Below are 19,230 nucleotides of genomic sequence, written 5' to 3'. Positions count from 1 at the left end.
CTCTCAGCTCCCGCTGGTCAGGGGAGCGGCGGGCTCCACCTCACCCGGCGTCAGCGGGTCGATGCCCTCGCCGACGGGCGCGGTGGCGGCGGCCACCTCCGCCTCTGCGTCATGCAGGCGCTCTTTCAGCTCCTCCACGCCGCCCTGGAGGAAACTCCAGATCTGGACCGCGGTGCGCAGGATGGTGCGCTGGGCCGTCTCATTGGTGAGCAGGTAGGCCGCGCCGGCGCCGACGGCGAGCCCCTTGATGAGCGAATCGGCGGCCGGATGCTGGTGCCAGTTGAAGGCGCCCGCGCGCGGCGCCGACGCGCCGGCCGCGGCCGCCGCTGCGGGGCCGGAGGCCGCGCCCTCCGCGCCGAAGGGGAAGCCCGCCGGCGGAAAGCCGGGAGGCCAAGCGCCGGGGGAGGAGGCGCCGGGGGAGGAGGCGCCGGGCTGCGGCCCGCCGGCCGGGGCCGGGCCGCCCTGGGGACCGAAGCCGGGAGGCCAAGCGCCGGGCGCGGGGAAACCCTGCGGCGGGAAGCCCGGGGGTGGGAAGCCCTGGGTCGGGGAGCCTTGGGTCGGGGTGCCTTGAGGCGCATATCCCGTCGGTGCGGCCGGGCCGGGCCCGTAGCCATAGAAATGATAGTGGTAATGCACGCCCTGGTTGGCGTCTTCGGCGTCCGGCATGGTGGCGACTCCTGAATTCTGTTCGCGGGGAAGGCGGGGCGCCCGGTCAGGCCTGGGGCGGCTCCTCGCCGGACGGCGCGGCGGCCTTGCTGAAGATGGAGGAGAACACGGCGCGCACGTCGGGCCGGTTCAGCAGCACCACGACGCCGGCGCCGATGGCGGTGCCGACCCAGAAGTTGGAGCCGCTCGCCCGGGCGATGCGCGTGAGGTTGGAGATGCTGAAGCCATCGCGCAGCACGCCTTCAAGCACGTCGAGCGCGTCGATGCGCGGGCCGTTGGCGCCCTGCGCGCCGCCCGGCTGCGGGCCGAAACCGGCCTGCGGACCGTAGCCGGGCTGGGGGCCCTGGCCGCCGTAGGCCGCCTGCGGGCCATATCCGGCCTGCGGCCCGTACCCGGGTTGCGGGTTGTAGCCTGCCTGCGGGCCGTATCCGCCCTGCGGCCCGGCTGCGCCCTGCGGGCCGTAGCCCGCCGGGCCGGCGGTCCATCCCCCGTAGGAGGGCCATTGGCCCGGCTGCTGCGGGCCGCCCTGGGTCGGACCGGATTGAGAGCCACCCCATTGCGGGGATTTCTTCGACATCGGTTCTTCCTTGGATCAAGAACGCCGAAAGAAGGTTCGGGCGAATCCTTTGCCCGCGTTGGCGGCGCGGGCGGGACGGTCACACCACATGGGCGGCGAGCGTGCGCTCGACCTCCGCGGCGTCGGCAACCAGCAGCCGCGGCCAGAGCGGCGCTGGTATCTGCTGCGGATCGTACTCCACCACCACCGTCAGGGCAGCCGCGTTCACCCGCGTCGTCTTCACGCCCCGGATGCGGCCGACCAGGGTGACGAACGGCGTCGGGTCCACCTTCGGCAGGTGGGCGATAGCGGCAAGCTCCAGCTTCAGGCGAATGCGCCCGGGCACGTGGTGGGCGATGGACACGAAGCGGCGCAGGTGCAGGAACGGCGACAGGTCAGGGATCATGGGGCGTGTTGTCCTCGTCTCCCACCCATTCGTAGATTTCCGGCGTCTCGCTCGCCATCGGGCAGGCGCAGCCGCCCAGCGGTCCCTTGCCACAGGTGCCGCAGGAGGTGGGAATGAAGCGGACCCGGTCCTTGGCGCGCCACATTTCCAGCAGGCTGCGGGCGGTGTCCGGGGTGGTGGAGAGCCCCACCGCCAGATCCCTGACGGTGGTGCGGTGATGGTCGCGCATATAGGCTTTCACCGCCGACAGGGTGGTCATGGCCGCAGCTCCTTGAACGTCCCCTCAGGCAGGATCAGGCGATGCGCGGTGGTGCGCCGGGCGGCGGCCAGCTTGCCCACATGGTGCAGCGCCGCCATGGCCGCCAGCAGCAGGCCGAGGCACAGGGCGATCCACAGGGCGGCCGCGCCGGGGGCGCGGTCGAAGCGCGCGGCCTGGTAGAACACCACCGCCGCGCACCAGCCGAGGCCGGTGGTCCAGGAGGCGGCGAAGGCGGTCCAGCGCCATCCGGTCTCCTGGTAGATGGCGCCCATGGAGGCCACGCACGGCATGTAGAGCAGGATCATCAGCAGATAGGCGAAGGCTCCCGCCTGCCCGTCGAAGCGCGCCGCCATGGCGGTGAAGGCGCCGGGCTCCACCTCCAGCTCCGCCGCCGCGCCGGCGCCCTCGGCGGTGTAGGCGACGTCGAGGCCCAGCGGATCGGCGAGCTTGCCGGCCGCCGCCGCGAGGTTGGCGGGAATGGTGGCGAACGCCGCCGCGAGCTTGCCGCCGATGCCGGCGGGCTCCGCGTCCGCCGTCTCCTCCGCCTTGCCCGCCGCGTCACCTCCGTCGGCGCTGGCCCTCGCAGCATCGGCGTCGGCCAGCTGGCCGTAGAGGGCGTTCAGCGTGCCGATCACGGTTTCCTTGGCGAGGATGCCAGTGAACACGCCCACCGCCGCCGGCCAGTTGTTTTCCTGCATGCCCATGGGCTCGAACACCGGCACGAGGCCGCGGCCGACAGCGGACAGCACCGACTTTTCGCTGTCCTGGTTGTTGAACGTGCCATCGGTGCCGAGCGCGTTGAGGAAGGTGAGCACCACCACCACCGGGACGATGACCCGGCCGGCCCGGACGATGAACGACCGCAGCCGGTCCCAGGCGCGCAGCACCACCGTGCCGAGGGTGGGGATGTGATAGGGTGGCAGCTCCATGATGAAGGGCGACACCGTGCCCTTGAGCACCGTGTTCTTCAGCAGGAACCCCGTCCCCACCGCCGCCAGGATGCCGATGAGGTAGAGGCCGAACACCAGGTTCTGGCCGTTCTGGGGGAAGAAGGCCGCGGCGAACAGGGCATAGACCGGCAGCCGCGCCCCGCAGGACATGAACGGCGCCATCATGATGGTGAGCACCCGGTCGTGACGGCTTTCCAGGGTGCGGGTGGCCATGATGGCCGGCACGTTGCAGCCGAAGCCGACGATCAGCGGCACGAACGACTTGCCCGGCAGGCCGATGGTGCGCATGGCGCGGTCCATCACGAACGCGGCGCGGGCCATGTAGCCCGAATCTTCCAGGAAGGAGAGGAAGAGATAGAGGAAGGCGATGATCGGAATGAAGGTGGAGACGGTCTGGATGCCGCCGCCGACGCCCTGGGCCAGCAGCACCACCAGCCATTCCGGCAGGCCGAGGGCGCCGAGCGCCAGGGTGCCCCCGTCCACCAGCACCGCGCCCACCGCCTTGTCGAAGAAGTCGATGAACGCGCCACCGATGGAGATGGTGAACACGAACATCAGGTACATCATGGCGAGGAAGATGGGGATGCCGAGGACGCGGTTCAGCACCACCTGGTCGATGCGGTCCGACACCGTGCGGGAGGCCTCGCGCGGGCGGGTGAGCACCCGCTCGACGATGGCGGTGATGAAGCCGAAGCGGGCGTCGGCGACCACGATGTCGCTCTCTTCCCCAAGGCTCGCCTCCACCGTGGCGCGGGCGGCGTTCACGTCCGCCTCGAGGGCGCCCTGGGTTTCGCCGGTGGTGAGCGCGTCGCCCTCGATCAGCTTCAGCGCCCGCCAGCGCGGCTGGGCGACGCCGAGCGCCTCCAGCTTGGCGGCGATGCGCGTCACCCCGTCCTCGATGGCCGGGCCATAGTGGGGCTCCACCAGCGGCGGTCGGGGGCGGTCCGCAAGGTCGGCGATATGTTCCTTCAGTGTTGCCACCCCGGTGCCGCGCGCCGCCACCAGTTCCACCACCGGGCAGCCCAGCGCCTCGCTCAGCGCCCGTACGTCCAGCGCCAGGCCGCGCCGCTGGGCGATGTCCATCATGTTGACGGCGGCGAGCATCGGCACGCGCATTTCGAGCAGCTGGGTGGTGAGATAAAGGTTCCGCTCCAGGTTCGAGGCGTCGATGATGTTGACGATGAGGTTGGCCGCCCCGGACAGGACGAAGTCGCGCGCCACGCGCTCGTCTTCGGAGATCTGGAGGGTGGCCCCCAGCGAATAGACGCCGGGCAGGTCCACCACCTCGTAGAGGCGGCCGTCCTGGGTGTAGCTGCCGAGCTTCTTTTCCACCGTCACGCCGGGCCAGTTGCCCACTTCCTGGCGCGCGCCGGTGAGGGCGTTGAACAGCGTGCTCTTGCCGCAATTGGGATTGCCGACGACGCCGATGACCATCTTGCCGCTGCGGGCGGGGGTGGAATCGTTCGCCATCACAGCTTCTCCACCGCCACCATGTCCGCCTCGGCCTTGCGCAGGCTCATGGCGAAGCCGCGCACGCGGATTTCCACCGGGTCGCCCAGCGGCGCGGCGCGGGTGATCTCGAACTCCACCCCGGGAGTGAGGCCCATGGACATGAGCTTCTGGCGATATTCGAGCCGGGAGCGGCTGAGGCCGACGATGCGGGCGCGGTCGCCCGGCACGAGTTGCGAGAGGGTGAGTGCCGGCAGCATCTGTTCCAAAAGGCTCACCAGCACCAGGCCGGCGGTCTTGGGGTCGACGACGATGCGGGCATCGTCATTCACCGCCACCAGCATGCCGTTCTCGCCGGAGTGCTGCACCACCTCGATGCGAGTGCCCGGGTGCAGCCCCAGGTCCGCCAGCCGCTTTTCCTCGCTGGGACCGCCGTCCCAGGCCCGGACGCGGACCGTACCGCTCTTCACGTCGAACAATCTCAGATGCGCCATCGAGCCGCGACTCCGTCGATCGTCCGCACGGTGGGGCAGCCTGCCAGGGACGCTATGTCTTTACTGGCACGTTTGCATGCCATCTAGAATATAGACTTTGACATAGGTCACTTGAAGCCGCTTTCACCAAAATAGAGGCGGCCGAATACAATATTATAATTATTCCAATACAAAATAAGAGTGGTCACGGCGGGTTCCGCATGCTCCCGGCGGGGCCCGTTCGCCGGAGGAGGCCTCCTGGCCGGAGGCGGACGGGGCGCAGGGTCGAGACCCGCCGGGGGCGGGCCGGCGGGAGCGCCCCCATGTCGAACTGTGGGCGTCGGGCTGTCGGCGCGCGAGGCCGGGCCGGCTGCGCGTCGCGAGGCGCCGCGTGCGATCAGCCGCCGCCAGTGGCGCGCCCGGTCGGCCGCCACCGGCGGCGCGGCACGCGCGTCGGCCAATCAGGCGGTGAGGTGATGCAACAGGATGGAGCCGCCGATGCCGATCAGCGTCACGCCCGCCAGCAGCTCGGCGATGCGGCCCCAGCGCTCGCTGATCAGGCGGCCCATGAGCATGCCGCCGGAGGACATGAGGAAGGTGGCGAGGCCGATGGCGATGGCGATCACCACGATGTTCACATCGAAGAAGGCGAGGGAGACGCCGACCGCCATGGCGTCGAGGCTGGTGCCGACGGCGGTGGCGATCAGCACCGCCAGCGAGGCCTTGGGCGGCTCCGCGTCCTCATGGCGCCGCAGGGCGGCCCACATCATGTGCAGCCCGACGCCAGCCAGCAGGGCGAACGCGATCCAGTGGTCCACGGCCTCCACCAGGCTGGAGGCGGCAACGCCCAGGGCCCAGCCGATGAGCGGCGTGAGGGCCTCGACGAGGCCGAACACGGCGCCGGTGCGCAGGGCCTCCGAATAACGCGGGCGGCCGAGGGCGGCGCCCCGCCCCACCGAGACGACGAACGCGTCGACCGACATGCTGAGAGCCAGCGCGGCAATGGCGAAGGGTGACATGACAGGGGGTCCCACGGACGGATTGACCGCGTGCCGACACACTCCGTCCGATGAGAGCGTGCGGTTCACGACGGTCTTGCCGGGCCGAGGCATTCGGCTGGTCGCGCCACGCGTCCATGCCCCACTTGGCACTTGCGCGAGTGTGTTGACGCGGCCCCGCTGGATCAGCGGTGGCTACTCCCCGATGCCGGCGGGATAGCCGCATGGGCGGCGCAAGTCAAACCCTCGGCGGGGATGATTGTGCAGATGCACACTGTAAGTTCGTGTCGGCGGGCAAGGCATCCGCCGGCATGCCGGCGAACGCGGCGCGCGCGGCCGGCCGGGGCTTGGCGCCGGTTTGTTTCTCAACGCGGATTCAACAGCACGCGGAAGTGCTCTACATCTGGTGCAGGCCGCGTGGGCGGCTGGAGCCAGGGGGGAGTGCCAATGGAGCGGATGGCGAGAGGGATGCGGCGCGGCCTTGTCGCGGGCCTGGGCGCGGCATGGCTGGCGGTGGGGGCGCCGGGTGCGGTCGTGGCGCAGAACGACCCGTTGGCGCCACCCTCGGACCTTGGCGCCGGTGGCGTCCCGGTGCCCCTGGATGGCACCGCCATCGCTGGGGAGAACACTCCCCCGCCCATGGGCATGATGGCGATTCCGGTGCCGCCCGACACCTGCGCGGGCCTCGCGGCGGCGGTGCGCCAGCAGGGCGCGCTGCTGGTCCCCACCGGCGGCGGCAACGCCCAGCGCTATGTGCTGGACGCCACCTATTGCGCCGAAGGCGAGGTGACGCGGCCAGCCTGGACCGCCACCTCTGACACCCCGCGCTGCTTCGTTGGCTACACCTGCGGAACGGCGAACAACGACGGCGGCAAATGAGCGCGACCCACCCCGCCGGCCGGCGGGCCGCCGGGGTGGGGCAGGGGGCCGCGCGCCCGCAGGCCGGGCCGGGCGTCGGGCGCTGGCTGTCGGCGGCGCGGATGACGGAGGCGCGCGTGGCGATGGCGGAGGAGGCGGGGCGCCCGGAGTGGTCCGCCCCGGCGCACGGGCGGTGGTCCGCCCACGTCAGCCCCTGTGTTTGCCGGAGCGGCCGGGCGCCGCCGGCGCCGCCGGAGGCGGGGCGGGCGCGGTGCCTGCCGCCGCCTCCGGGACCGCGCGGGCGAGCGCGGCGGCGAGGGCGGCGGCGTCGCCGGCCACGTGAAAGGTCTTGAGCCGCGCCGTGGCGCCGGCGGCAAGGGTGACGCGGGAGGCGGGGACGCCCAGCGCGGCGGCGATCACCCGCGCCACGGCGGCGGTGGCGGCGCCGTCTTCCGGGGCGACGCGCACCCGTACCTTCAGCACGCTGCGGCCATCCGCGAGCACGCCGACGCCGTCGAGCGCGTCGCGCCCGCCCTTGGGGGTGGCGCGCACATGCAGTTCGATGCCCCCCGCTACGGCACGAAAAAGGTCCAAGGCCTCAGAACACGTTGGGGTAGATGTAGAGGCCGATCACGCGCTGAAGGAAGAAGATCAGCAGGATCAGGATCATCGGGGAGATGTCGATGCCGCCGAGGCTCGGGATCACCGAGCGGATGGGGGCGAGCACCGGCTCGGTGATGCGGAACAGGAACTCGCCCACGTTGTGGACGAACTTGTTGTAGGGGTTCACCACGTTGAAGGCGACGAGCCAGGACAGGACGGCGGCGGCGATGAGCAGCCACACATAAAGATTCAGGACGACCAGGATGACGTCGAGCAGCGCGCGCATGTCGGTGAAGGTCCCTCGGCGATTGAAGCCAAGCAATAGCCTTTTCGCGGGGGCGGGAACAAGGCCGTTGCGCGGTGCGGGATGTCACGCCCCCGTTAAGGCCACAATGCTTCCGCATTGTCCCGCCCTTGACTTGCAGGTCCCACGCGGGCAGCTTCGCGGCCCGACGGAGGGGCTAAGATCGGTCCTTTCCAACCCCACGGACAAGCATGCGCAGCTATCTGGACTTCGAGAAGCCGGTCGCCGAACTCGAGGCCAAGGTGGAAGAGCTGAGGGCGCTTTCGACATCCGACGGCGTCGCGATCGGCGATGAGGTGCAGCGGCTCGAGGCCAAGGCCCACGATGCGCTTGTCGCTCTCTATGCCAATCTTTCCCCCTGGCAGAAGACCCTTGTCGCCCGCCATCCCCTGCGGCCGCATTTCGCCGCCTTCGCGAGCGGCCTGTTCGAGGAGTTCACGCCGCTCGCGGGCGACCGCAAGTTCGGCGAGGACGAGGCCATCATCGGCGGCTTCGCCCGCTTCCGGGGTGAAAGCGTCTGCGTGCTCGGCCACGAGAAGGGCTCCACCACCGAGACCCGCATCCGCCACAATTTCGGCATGGCCCGCCCGGAGGGCTACCGCAAGGCGGTGCGCCTGATGGAACTCGCCGACAGCTTCGGCATCCCGGTGATCTCGCTGGTGGACACCGCCGGCGCCTATCCCGGCATCGGTGCCGAGGAGCGCGGCCAGGCCGAGGCCATTGCCCGCTCCACCGACGCCTGCCTCGCGCTCAGCGTGCCGAATGTCTCCGTCATCATCGGCGAGGGCGGATCGGGCGGCGCCATCGCGCTCGCCACCGCCAACCGGGTGCTGATGCTGGAACACGCCATCTACAGCGTCATCTCGCCGGAGGGCGCGGCCTCCATCCTGTGGCGGGACACCGCCAAGGCGCAGGAGGCGGCCACCAACATGAAGATCACCGCCCAGGACCTCCAGCGGTTCGGCATCATCGATTCGATCGTGAAGGAGCCGGTCGGCGGCGCCCATCGCGACAGCGAGGCAGCGGTCGCGGCCACCGGCGACGCCATCGCCGAGGCGCTCGCATCCCTGTCGGAGCTGGATGGCCCGGCCCTGCGCAAGGCGCGTCGGGAGAAGTTCCTGGCCATCGGGCGCGGTCTGTAGCCGCGTTCGTCCCCGGGGGCGATCTCATCTTGGCCGTAATTGATCCCATAAGCTTGGCGGCATCGAGAGCTATGCCAAAAGCGCGGAGCATCTGCCCGGCGGCTTTTGGTAATGTTCCGTCAAGGGTCGGGGGCTGAAGATGGCCTTTACGGTGTCCGGACAGGTATCAGGAGTTTCGCGTTGAGCCGTCCGAAGACGACATTTTCGTCGCGCGTGCGCATGGTGGCGCTGGCCGCCACGGCCGCGCTTGCCCTTGCCGCCTGCAACCAGACCGACGAGGCCTCGCGCAAGGCGAACAAGCCCCTGTCGCCGCAGATGCTCTCGCTGATCGGCGAGAAGGGCATGTCGCCGGCGAGCCCGATCCTGGTGCGGATCTTCAAGGAAGAAGCCGAGCTTGAGGTGTGGAAGGAGACGTCTTCGGGAGATTACGCGCTCCTGAAGACCTATCCCATCTGCCGCTGGTCCGGCGAGCTGGGTCCCAAGGTGAAGATGGGCGATCGGCAGGCGCCGGAAGGCTTCTACATGATCTCGCCGGGGCAGATGAACCCCAATTCCAGCTATTATCTCTCCTTCAATCTCGGCTTCCCCAACGCCTTCGATAAGTCTTACGGGCGCACCGGCGAATTCCTGATGGTGCATGGCGATTGTTCGTCGGCGGGCTGCTATGCCATGACCGATGAGCAGATCTCGGAGATTTTCTCCCTGGCCCGGGAGAGTTTCGGGGGCGGCCAGCGCGCGTTCCAGGTGCAGGCCTATCCCTTCCGCATGACGCCGAAGAACCTTGCCCGCCACCGCAACAATCCCAACATGGCGTTCTGGCGGAACCTGAAGCAGGGCTACGACCATTTCGACGTGACCCGGCAGGAGCCGCGGGTCAGCGTGTGCGGGCGGCAATATGTGTTCAACGCCCAGCCCTCCGGGGGGGCGCGCTTCGATCCCAATGCCGCGTGCCCGCCCTATGAGGTGCCGCAGGCGGTCGCCTCCGCGGTGGCCGCCAAGGCCCGCAATGACGATGCGCAGATCGCCGCTCTGGCGCCGAGCTCTCCGGTGGCGCCGGTGAGGACCGGCAGCGACGGCGGCATGCATCCGGTGTTCCTGGCGGAGATCAAGCGCAAGCAGGGCGGTGGCGGCGAGACCGCGTTCGCGCCATCGGCGCCCGGTACCATTCCCGAGACCACCCGTCCGCCGCGGCAGGACGAGACCGTGGCCCTGTCGAGCCTCGGCCCATCGGCTCCGCCGTCGCCGGCCGCTGCGGCCGCGCCCCCTGCAGCCCAGGCCGCTGCGGTGGACCCGGTGCCGCTGCCGCCCCCGGCGCCTGCCGCACAGCCGTTGCCGCGGCCTGCCCCCGCAGCCACGGGCGCTGCGCCGGTGCCGGCGACCAAGCCGCAGGCCTCGCTTTCGCCCCTGCCAAAGCCGTCGCTGGTGGTGACGGGGCGGCCAGCCAATGTCGCCGCTTCGGATACGGTGAGCGGGGCATCGGCGGCGGTGCCAACGGAGAGCTTCACGCGCTGAGCGCGGCTTGCCTGTACCGCTCGAACCGGGCGGTGCGTGGCGCCGGCTGACGGGCACCGGCTACGGGGCCTCGCGGGCATACCGGCGACCTGCCGTCTTCAAGGCCCAGTCGCCGGTTCGGGGGCGGGAGCGTCGCGCCCGCTGGTGCGCGGCGCGGGCTTCGGCCACCGATTGCCGGCGGGGCTTGAAAGAGCTGCGTCGTCGCATCCCGCAGCTGCGCCGTCGCATCCCGCAAGTGTCCGCGCCTGTGTCCTTTCCGCGCCCTCTGCCGCGCCTCTGCCGGCCGGAGTCGAGCCGGGCGGCGCATCCAGGCGCTGCAGTTATCCCCGATAACATCCTGGAAGAGCTGGGCTTGTCGTTGGTTGTTCGCAACCCTACGGCTAAGCTGGCCGCTGCGGCCGCGGGATTTCCCCGGGCCGCCCATCCGCTCGAACCAGGAGCGGTGGCGTACGGCCCCGGCGGCGCTCTCGCTCTGCGGGCCGCCCCATCCGTCGGTTGCGGCGGTTACGGGCCGTGCGCGCCATGAGGCATGGAGGCAGAACAATGGCATTCAAGACAATGGCGGCGCGTCTTTCGATGATCGCCGGTGCGGCTGTGCTTGGCGCGGTGGCCGCGTTCGCCCAGCCGATCGTCGGCGAAGGGGAAGTCGACGTCAACCAGGTCAAGGTGTCGGTGATCGCCATCGACGCCGACACCCGTCAGGTTGTCCTGAAGGGGCCGGAAGGTGGCATTTTCACCGTGAAGGCGGGACCGGCCATCAAGAAGTTCGACGAGATCAAGGTCGGTGACACGGTGACCATCACCCAGACCGATGCCGTGATCGTCGACATCGCCAAGCCGGAAGCCGGCGTCGGCGTGGGCATCCAGATTTCGCAGGCGGTGGCGTCCGATCCCAACAGCACCAAGCCGTCGGGCGCGGTGATCGATACCGCGCGCCTGACCGGCGAGATCGTGCGCCTGGATCCCGATGACGGCGCCGTGGCGGTGAAGGGGCCGGAGGGCCGCATCTTCGTCGTTCAGGCGAAGAAGAAGGAGCACAAGGACACGGTGAAGGGGCTGAAGGTTGGCGATCTGGTTCAGATCACCTTCAATCAGTCCATCGCCATCGCCGTCACCAAGTAGCATGTGAGATCGGCGCAGCGCGGCCGTGGAATACCACCGTCACGCTGCGCCGGCTGGCTGACCAGTCGCCGCGCTGTGCCGCCGAGCGGTTGGCCGCCCAGGCGGCGGCGAAGCTGAAGACCTTAAGAGCGTTGCGGGGGTGTGTCGCCCGCCGCCATGCCAACCGGTGCGGCCATGGGCGCTCCCCGCCTGTCGCCCGCAGGGACTGTAGAACCGCCGCGCTGGTTGCGGGCGGCGGTTCCGGTGCTGAGGGGAAGCGGCCGTCTCAGGCGAAGCGGCCGTGGCAGTGCTTGAACTTCTTGCCGGAGCCGCAGGGGCACACCTCATTGCGGCCCACCTTGCCCCAGGTCGCGGGATCGTGCGGATCACGCTCCGGCATCGCCAGATCGCCGGACAGCGCCGGCAGCGGACGGGCGCCGAGGGCGGCGGCGGCCTGGGCCATCTCGTCCTCGCCGGTCAGCGGATCCTCGTGGTGGGCCTCCATTACCGGAAGCTCCTCCACCGGCGGCTGGGTCACGATTTCCACCCGCATGAGCTGGGCCGTGACCACTTCGCGCAGGCGGTTGAGCATGGTGGAGAACAGGTTGAACGCTTCCGACTTGTATTCGTTCAACGGGTCACGCTGGGCATAGCCGCGCAGGCCCACCACCTGGCGCAGGTGGTCGAGCATGGCAATGTGCTCGCGCCAGAGATGGTCCAGCGTCTGCAGGAGAATGGACTTCTCCACGTAGCGCATCAGCTCGGCGCCATAGCGCTCGCTCTTGTCGGCCATCCAGGCGTCGGCGGCGGCAATGATCCGCTCGGTCACCTCCGGCCCGGCGATGCCCTCCTCCTTGGCCCAGTCCTGCACCGGCAGGTCGAGGTTCAACCCCTCGATGAGGGCCTGGTGGAGGCCGGCGGTGTCCCACTGCTCGGGATAGGCATTCTCGGGAATGTGCTTGGCCACGGTGTCGGTGATGAGGGCATGGCGCATGTCCTCCACCGTGCCGGCCACGTCCTCGTCGTTCATCAGCTCCAGGCGCTGCTCGAACACCACCTTGCGCTGGTCGTTGAGAACGTCGTCATATTTCAGGACGTTCTTGCGCATGTCGTAGTTGCGGGCTTCCACCTTCTGCTGGGCCTTTTCCAGGGCCCGGTTGATCCAGGGGTGGATGATGGCCTCGCCGTCCTTGAGCCCGAGCTTCTGCAGCATGCCGTCCAGCCGGTCCGACCCGAAAATGCGCATCAGGTCGTCTTCCAGCGACAGGAAGAACTTGGAATGGCCGGGGTCGCCCTGGCGGCCGGAGCGGCCGCGCAGCTGGTTGTCGATGCGCCGGCTTTCGTGGCGCTCGGTGCCGAGCACGAACAGGCCGCCGGCCTCAAGCGCCTTCGCCTTCAGCTCCTCCACCTCGGCCTTGATGCGGGCGGCAGCGGCATCGCGCTCGGCCCCCTCGGGCAGGTCGCGCAGCTCGTTCTCGATGCGCATGTCGGCGGAGCCGCCGAGCTTGATGTCGGTGCCGCGGCCGGCCATGTTGGTGGCGATGGTGATCGCCCCGGGCACGCCGGCCTGGGAGACGATGTAGGCCTCCTGCTCGTGGTAGCGCGCATTCAGCACCGAGAACACGGTGCCCGACGTGTCGATGCCGGTGAGGTCGGCGGGGTCGGAGAAGTCGCGCTGGCGCAGCCCGGCCTTCTTCAGCAGGTCGGCCAGCAGCTCGGACTTCTCGATGGAGGTGGTGCCCACCAGCACCGGCTGGCCGCGCGTGCCGCAATCCTTGATCAGCTCGATGATGGCGGCGTATTTCTCGCCGGCGGTGCGATAGACCTCGTCGTCGTCGTCCACGCGGGCGATCGGCCGGTTGGTGGGAATCTCCACCACGTCGAGCTTGTAGATGTCGGCGAATTCCGCCGCCTCGGTGGAGGCGGTGCCGGTCATTCCGCCCAGCTTCTCATAGAGCCGGAAATAGTTCTGGAAGGTGATGGAAGCGAGCGTCTGATTCTCGGGCTGGACCTGGACGTGCTCCTTGGCCTCCAGCGCCTGGTGCAGGCCTTCCGAATAGCGCCGACCGGGCATCATGCGGCCGGTGAACTCGTCGATGATGACCACCTCGCCGTTGCGGACGATGTAGTCCTTGTCGCGCTGGAACAGCTTGTGCGCGCGCATGGCCTGATTCACATGGTGGACCACGGACACGTTGTCGATGTCGTAGAGGCTCTCGGACTTCAGCAGCCCGGCGGCGCTCAGCATCTGCTCCATCTTTTCCATGCCGGCCTCGGTCATGGTGACGGCGCGCTGCTTCTCGTCCACCTCGTAGTCGCCCTTGTCGAGGCGGGGAATATAGGCGTCGATGGTGTTGTAGAAATCGGAGCGGTCGTCGAGTGGGCCGGAGATGATGAGCGGGGTGCGCGCCTCGTCGATCAGGATCGAGTCCACCTCGTCGACGATGGCGTAGAAGTGCGGGCGCTGCACCATCTGCGCGCGCTCATACTTCATATTGTCGCGCAGGTAGTCGAAGCCGAGCTCGTTGTTGGTGGCGTAGGTGACGTCGCAATGGTAGGCGGCGTGGCGCTCGCTGTCGTCCAGGCCGTGGACGATGATGCCGGTGGTGAGGCCCAGGAAGCTGTAGAGCTTGGACATCCACTCGGCGTCGCGCTTGGCCAGGTAGTCGTTCACGGTCACCACGTGCACGCCCCTGCCGGCGAGCGCGTTGAGATAGACCGGCAGGGTGGCCATGAGGGTCTTGCCCTCGCCGGTCTTCATCTCGGCGATGCCGCCCTCGTGCAGCACCATGCCGCCGATGAGCTGCACGTCGAACGGGCGCATGCCGAGCACGCGCCGGGCGCCCTCGCGGGCGGTGGCGAAGGCGGGCGCCAGGATGTCGTCGAGGGTCTTGCCCGCCGCCAGCTGCGCGCGGAACTCCGCGGTGCGGGCGCGCAGCGCTTCGTCGGAAAGGGCTTCCACCTCTTTTTCCAGCGCATTGATGGCCTGGACGCGGGGGCGATACCCCTTCACCCGGCGATCGTTTGCGGAACCGAAGATCCTGCGGGCAAGTCCACCTAACATGGTTGTTCTCTGTTCCGTTCCGTCAGGTCTCAAGGAGGGCGGAGACGGGCCGCCGGACCCTCCGGGAAATAGCGCGCCTTTGGATACCCTGAATGGGGCATCGCCAAGTCGGACAGGGCCGTGCGCGGGTGCTGCGACGATGCGCGCAGCCGCGGCCCACCCACCTTTCGGCGGGCAGCATGCCTCGCGGACACTTATGAACGGGTCGGGGCAATGTCAATGCGCGGCGGCCGGATCGCCGGCGGGGCAGGGACCCGCCACGTGGCCGGCCCGCGCCCGCGGCCGGTGCCGGGGGCCGCTTCCGCGCCGGCCACAGCCCTGCGTAGCATCTGCGTTCCCCTCGGTTGCGCGGCCGCGAATGCGAGCAATTCCTCGCATGGACACCGTCATGAGGCATGCTTAGTATCCGCCGCAGTCGCGCAACGGGGGATTTGGCATGGTGGGGGGTTTCCGGGCGGCCGCATTGCTGCGGCGCACAGGGGTGGTGTGCTGCGCCGCGGTTCTGCTCGCGGCCTGCGAGGAAAAGAACACCTATGTGCCGCCGCCGCCGCCCACCGTCACGGTGGCGGAGGTGATTCAGCAGCCAGTGACCACCTTCCTCGAGCTGACGGGCAACACCGCCTCCATCAATTCGGTGGACCTGAACGCCCGCGTGCAGGGCTTCCTGACCTCCATCAATTATGCCGACGGCCAATTGGTGAAGAAAGGCGACCTGCTGTTCGTGATCGAGCAGGACACTTACAAGGCCAGCGTCGAGCAGGCCAAGGCCACCCTGGCCGCCAAGCAGGCCTCGCAGGTGCAGGCCGAAGCCGAGTTCAATCGCCAGAATCAGCTGGCCAAGCAGGACTTCGCCTCCCAGGCGGTGCTGGATCAGGCGCGCGCCAAGCGCGACGGCGCCGTCGCCGACGTGCAGAACGCCCAGGCCTCGCTGGATCTCGCGCTGATCAACCTCGGTTACACGGAAGTGCGCGCGCCGTTTGACGGCGTGGTCACGGCCCATCTGCAGGACGTGGGGGCGCTGGTCGGCTATTCGGGCCCGACCAAGCTGGCGACCATCGTCGAGGTCAATCCCATCTACGTCTGGTTCTCCTTGAGCGAGCAGCAGGTGCTGCACATCAAGGAGGGGATGGTGAAGGCCGGGCATAAGCTCATGTCGCTGCGTGAGAATCCCAGCATCGTTCCGGTCGAGATCGGGTTGCAGACCGAAACCGGCTTCCCCCACGCCGGCAAGCTCGACTACATCGCCCCGCAGGTGGACCCGAACCTCGGCACCCTCACGGTGCGCGGCATCTTCGACAATTCCGACGTGGCCCTGCTGCCTGGCCTCTTCGCCCGCGTGCGCCTGCCCCTCGGCCAGGCGGTGCCCACCGTGCTGGTGCCGGATTCGATCCTGAGCGAGAATCAGCTCGGCTCCTACGTGCTCACGGTGGACGCCGACGGCAAGGTCTCCCAGGCCCAGGTGAAGCTGGGACAGCTCCAGGCCGACGGCCTTCGCGCCATCGAGGGGGGGCTGAAGCCCGGCGATCGCGTCATCATCAACGGCATTCAGCGCGCCGTGCCCGGATCGAAGGTGACGATGCAGGCCGGCAAGATCGTGGCGCCGCTGCAGCCGACAGCGCCGGCGAAGCCCGCGCCGGCGGCCACTCCCGCGCCGCCGAAGAATTGATCCGCCCTCGAACGTCAGGAAGCGGCGCCCATGATTTCGCGCTTTTTCATCGAGCGGCCGGTCCTCTCGAACGTGCTGGCCCTGGTCTTCGTGCTGATCGGGATGGTCTCGCTGATCCGCCTGCCGGTGGCTCAGTATCCGAACATCGTGCCGCCCACGGTTTCGGTCACCACCTCCTATCCCGGGGCCTCGGCCAAGACCCTGGTCGACACCGTCGCCCTGCCCATCGAGCAGCAGGTGAACGGCGTCGAGGGCATGCTGTACATGCAGTCGTGGTCGGCCTCGGACGGCACCTATACCCTGGTGGTCACCTTCGCCATCGGGACTGATCCGAACATGGCGCAGGTGCTGGTGCAGAACCGGGTCAACATCGCCCTGTCGTCGCTGCCCTCGGCGGTGCAGGCGCAGGGCGTGACCATCCTGCAGAAGGGCACCTCCATCATGGAGTTCGTGACCCTCATCTCGCCGGATGGGCGCTATGACGGCCTGTTCCTCAACAATTACGGCATCATCAACATCCAGAACGAGCTGGAGCGGGTGGAGGGCGTCGCCAACGTCTCCATCTTCGGCACCGGCACCTATGCGCTGCGGGTGTGGATGGACCCGGACAAGATGCAGGCGTTCGGGCTGACCCCCACCGACGTGGCCAACGCGATCCAGAAGCAGAGCCAGCTCGTGACCCCCGGCCAGCTCGGCCTGCCGCCGGCGCCTTCCAACGCCGCCTTCCAGTATACGGTGAACGTCAAGGGCCGCCTGAACGACGTGGCGGACTACGAGGACATCATCGTCAAGGTGAACAACACGGATGGCGGGCGCATCGTCCGCATCCGCGACGTCGCCCGCGTCGAGCTCGGCGCCCAGAGCTACTCGCGCGACTTCACCCAGGACGGCAAGCCCGCCGCCGGCATCGGCATCTTCCAGCTGCCCGCCGCCAACGCCCTCGACGTGTCGGACCGCGTCGCCGCGAAGATGGAGCAGCTCAAGAAGGACTTTCCCGAGGGGCTCGAATATTCCATCCCGTTCAACACCACCTGGTTCGTGACCGCCTCCATCGACGAGGTCTGGAAGACCCTGTTCGAGGCCGCGATCCTGGTGCTGGTGGTGATCTTGATGTTCCTCCAGGACTGGCGGGCGACGCTGGTCCCGGCGACCACGGTGCCGGTGACGATCATCGGCGCCTTCGCCGCCATGGACGCCATGGGCTTCACCATCAACATCTCGACCCTGTTCGCCATCATCCTGGCCATCGGCATCGTGGTGGACGACGCCATCGTCATCGTGGAAGGCGTGGCGCGCCACATCGAGGAGGGCATGGAGGGGCAGCCGGCGGCCGAGAAGGCCATGGACGAGCTGTTCGGCCCGGTGGTGGGCATCACCCTGGTGCTGATGAGCGTGTTCCTGCCCGCGTCCTTCATTCCCGGCCTGTCGGGGCAGATGTTCAAGCAGTTCGCGCTGGTCATCGCCGCCACCGCCTTCATCTCCGCCATCAACGCGGCGACGCTGAAGCCGACCCAGTGCGCTTTGTGGCTGCGCAAGCCGGTGCCGCCGGAGAAGCGCAATTTCATCTTCCGCGGCTTCAACGCGATCTACGGCAAGGCCGAGCACTGGTACGCGAGCCTGATCTCGCGCATGGTGCATCATTCCAAGCTGATGGTGATCATCGCCCTCGGCCTCATCGGCGTCGCCGGCTGGGGCATCACCAAGGTGCCGACCTCGTTCCTGCCCATCGAGGACCAGGGCTATTTCCTGGTGGCGGTGCAACTGCCCGACGGCGCCAACATGAACCGCACCAAGACCGTGATGGGAGACGTGTCGGAGCGGGTGCGCAAGGTGCCCGGCGTCAAGACGGCGCTCGCCATTTCCGGCATCTCGGTGATGGACAATTCCGCCACCCTCGCCAATGCCGGCGTGATCTACGTGACGCTGACGCCGTGGTCGGAGCGCTATTCCGGCAAGGTGAAGGGCCAGGACCTGCTTTCGCTCTATGAGAACCTCAACGCGGCGGTGGCCGGCGTGGAAGAGGCGCAGGTGCTGATCCTGGTGCCGCCGGCGATCCAGGGCATCGGCAACGCCGCCGGTTTCACCATGCAGCCGCAGCTGCGCAACGGCAATTTCGACTACCGCCTGCTGGAACAGATCACCACCTCCATGGTGGAGAAGGCGCGGGCCCAGTCCGCCTTGCAGCACGTGGCCACCTCATTCCGCGCCGGCGCGCCGCAAATCGAGGTCACGGTGAACCGCGTCATGGCGGAGACGCTGGGCGTGACCGTCGGCCAGGTGTTCGAAACCATCTCGTCCTATCTGGGCTCGACTTACGTCAACCAGATCACCCGCTTCGGCAATGTGTTCCAGGTCTATGTGCAGGCGGAGGCGACCTACCGCGTCACGCCGGCGGACCTGCTGGGGCTGAAGGTGCGCACGCCCGAGGGCAAGATGGTGCCCATCGGCTCCATGGTGGAGGTGAAGACGGTCCAGGGGCCGCCGCTGATCTCGCTCTACAATCTCTATCCCTCGTCCAGCATCGTCGGCTCCAACTCTGCCAGCTTCTCGTCGGGTCAGGCGATGGCGCTGATGGAGCAGATCGCCGCCTCCACGCTGCCGCCCGGCACCGGCTTCGAATGGACCGCCATGTCGTTCCAGGAAGCGGCGGTGGGCAATCAGATCTACTTCGTGTTCGGCCTCGCCATCCTGCTCGTGTATTTCGTGCTGGCGGGTCAGTACGAGAGCTGGATCCAGCCCATGTCGGTGATTCTGGCGGTGCCGCTGGCGCTGCTGGGAACGGTGGGAGCGCTGCTTGGGCTCGGGGTGTCCAACAACCTCTACACCCAGATCGGCCTGGTGCTGCTGATCGCCTTGGCCTCCAAGAACGCCATCCTGATCGTGGAATACGCGCGTGAGAAGCGGGCCGAGGGAATGGAGATCACCGACGCGGCGGTGGAGGCGGCGCGCCTGCGATTCCGGCCGATCCTGATGACGTCGTTCGCCTTCATCCTCGGCGTGCTGCCGCTGGTGTTCGCCACCGGCGCCGGCGCCAACTCGCGCAAGTCCATCGGCATCGCCGTGGTCTCGGGCATGCTGGCCTCGACATGCTTGGCGGTGCTGTTCGTCCCGTCGTTCTTCTCGGTGTTGCAACGCTTCGAGGAGCGCGGCAAGAAGAAGGCCGCGCCACATTCGCCGTCGAAAGAGCCGGTGCCGCCCACCGAACCCGCATCTGCCTGAGAAC

Annotated in this window: 16 protein-coding genes and 1 riboswitch; of the genes, 6 read left to right on the top strand and 10 right to left on the bottom strand. The window is 68.5% G+C overall.

The window, feature by feature from the left end; translation table 11 throughout:
• Window positions 1–3: 3 nt before the first annotated feature.
• The 7 genes from V5F53_RS09860 to V5F53_RS09830 form a co-directional block, all read right to left on the bottom strand.
• Window positions 4–666: a hypothetical protein gene (locus V5F53_RS09860; protein ID WP_393998249.1), complete on the bottom strand. Its 663-nt coding sequence runs from the start codon at window positions 664–666 to the stop codon at window positions 4–6.
• Between the two features lie 46 nt (window positions 667–712).
• On the bottom strand, window positions 713–1,243 hold the full coding sequence (locus V5F53_RS09855) for a hypothetical protein (protein WP_393998248.1): 531 nt from the start codon (window positions 1,241–1,243) through the stop codon (window positions 713–715).
• A 79-nt stretch (window positions 1,244–1,322) separates the two neighbouring features.
• Complete coding sequence (locus tag V5F53_RS09850; RefSeq protein ID WP_393998247.1) at window positions 1,323–1,628, bottom strand: hypothetical protein; 306 nt, start codon at window positions 1,626–1,628, stop codon at window positions 1,323–1,325.
• On the bottom strand, window positions 1,618–1,887 hold the full coding sequence (locus V5F53_RS09845; RefSeq protein ID WP_393998246.1) for a FeoC-like transcriptional regulator: 270 nt from the start codon (window positions 1,885–1,887) through the stop codon (window positions 1,618–1,620). The genes V5F53_RS09850 and V5F53_RS09845 overlap by 11 nt, the downstream gene beginning before the upstream one ends.
• Window positions 1,884–4,307 (bottom strand): Fe(2+) transporter permease subunit FeoB, encoded by a 2,424-nt coding sequence (feoB, locus tag V5F53_RS09840; RefSeq protein WP_393998245.1) that lies wholly within the window; start codon window positions 4,305–4,307, stop codon window positions 1,884–1,886. The genes V5F53_RS09845 and feoB overlap by 4 nt, the downstream gene beginning before the upstream one ends.
• Entirely contained in the window at window positions 4,307–4,780 is a 474-nt protein-coding gene (locus tag V5F53_RS09835; protein ID WP_393998244.1) for a FeoA family protein, read from the bottom strand. The genes feoB and V5F53_RS09835 overlap by 1 nt, the downstream gene beginning before the upstream one ends.
• 440 nt (window positions 4,781–5,220) lie before the next feature.
• Window positions 5,221–5,778: a manganese efflux pump MntP gene (locus V5F53_RS09830; RefSeq protein WP_393998243.1), complete on the bottom strand. Its 558-nt coding sequence runs from the start codon at window positions 5,776–5,778 to the stop codon at window positions 5,221–5,223.
• 86 nt (window positions 5,779–5,864) lie between these two features.
• A riboswitch (yybP-ykoY riboswitch) is annotated at window positions 5,865–5,973 on the bottom strand.
• A 240-nt stretch (window positions 5,974–6,213) separates the two neighbouring features.
• On the opposite strand from V5F53_RS09830, the gene V5F53_RS09825 reads away from it, so the two are divergent.
• Window positions 6,214–6,636 (top strand): hypothetical protein, encoded by a 423-nt coding sequence (locus tag V5F53_RS09825; protein ID WP_393998242.1) that lies wholly within the window; start codon window positions 6,214–6,216, stop codon window positions 6,634–6,636.
• 186 nt (window positions 6,637–6,822) lie between these two features.
• Here the strand turns inward: V5F53_RS09825 and V5F53_RS09820 are convergent, their stop codons facing one another.
• On the bottom strand, window positions 6,823–7,209 hold the full coding sequence (locus tag V5F53_RS09820; protein ID WP_393998241.1) for a DUF167 family protein: 387 nt from the start codon (window positions 7,207–7,209) through the stop codon (window positions 6,823–6,825).
• A 4-nt stretch (window positions 7,210–7,213) separates the two neighbouring features.
• The gene (locus V5F53_RS09815) at window positions 7,214–7,504 is read right to left on the bottom strand and encodes a YggT family protein (protein ID WP_393998240.1); all 291 of its coding nucleotides are present in this window, start codon (window positions 7,502–7,504) and stop codon (window positions 7,214–7,216) included.
• A 209-nt stretch (window positions 7,505–7,713) separates the two neighbouring features.
• Between V5F53_RS09815 and V5F53_RS09810 the strand changes: the two genes are divergently transcribed.
• The 3 genes from V5F53_RS09810 (at window position 7,714) to V5F53_RS09800 (ending at window position 11,298) form a co-directional block, all read left to right on the top strand.
• Window positions 7,714–8,664: an acetyl-CoA carboxylase carboxyltransferase subunit alpha gene (locus tag V5F53_RS09810; RefSeq protein WP_393998239.1), complete on the top strand. Its 951-nt coding sequence runs from the start codon at window positions 7,714–7,716 to the stop codon at window positions 8,662–8,664.
• A gap of 180 nt (window positions 8,665–8,844) precedes the next feature.
• Window positions 8,845–10,176, top strand: coding sequence for a hypothetical protein (locus V5F53_RS09805; RefSeq protein ID WP_393998238.1), 1,332 nt, complete (start codon window positions 8,845–8,847; stop codon window positions 10,174–10,176).
• A gap of 543 nt (window positions 10,177–10,719) precedes the next feature.
• Entirely contained in the window at window positions 10,720–11,298 is a 579-nt protein-coding gene (locus V5F53_RS09800; protein ID WP_393998237.1) for a hypothetical protein, read from the top strand.
• Between the two features lie 265 nt (window positions 11,299–11,563).
• Here V5F53_RS09800 and secA read toward each other — a convergent pair whose 3' ends face one another.
• Window positions 11,564–14,341 (bottom strand): preprotein translocase subunit SecA, encoded by a 2,778-nt coding sequence (gene secA / locus V5F53_RS09795; protein ID WP_393998236.1) that lies wholly within the window; start codon window positions 14,339–14,341, stop codon window positions 11,564–11,566.
• Between the two features lie 436 nt (window positions 14,342–14,777).
• Here secA and V5F53_RS09790 point away from each other — a divergent pair, with 436 nt between their 5' ends.
• Together V5F53_RS09790 and V5F53_RS09785 are read left to right on the top strand one after the other, a co-directional pair.
• A complete protein-coding gene (locus tag V5F53_RS09790; RefSeq protein ID WP_393998235.1) occupies window positions 14,778–16,007 on the top strand; it encodes an efflux RND transporter periplasmic adaptor subunit in 1,230 nt (409 codons plus the stop codon).
• Window positions 16,008–16,037: 30 nt separating this feature from the next.
• Complete coding sequence (locus tag V5F53_RS09785; protein ID WP_393998234.1) at window positions 16,038–19,226, top strand: efflux RND transporter permease subunit; 3,189 nt, start codon at window positions 16,038–16,040, stop codon at window positions 19,224–19,226.
• The last annotated feature ends 4 nt before the right edge of the window (window positions 19,227–19,230 follow it).

The organism is Xanthobacter cornucopiae (genome assembly GCF_043195065.2).
In the GTDB taxonomy this organism is placed as follows: Bacteria; Pseudomonadota; Alphaproteobacteria; order Rhizobiales; family Xanthobacteraceae; genus Xanthobacter.
The sequence above is the reverse complement of the archived record's forward strand: the minus strand, read 5'-3'. Positions and strand labels throughout refer to the sequence as shown.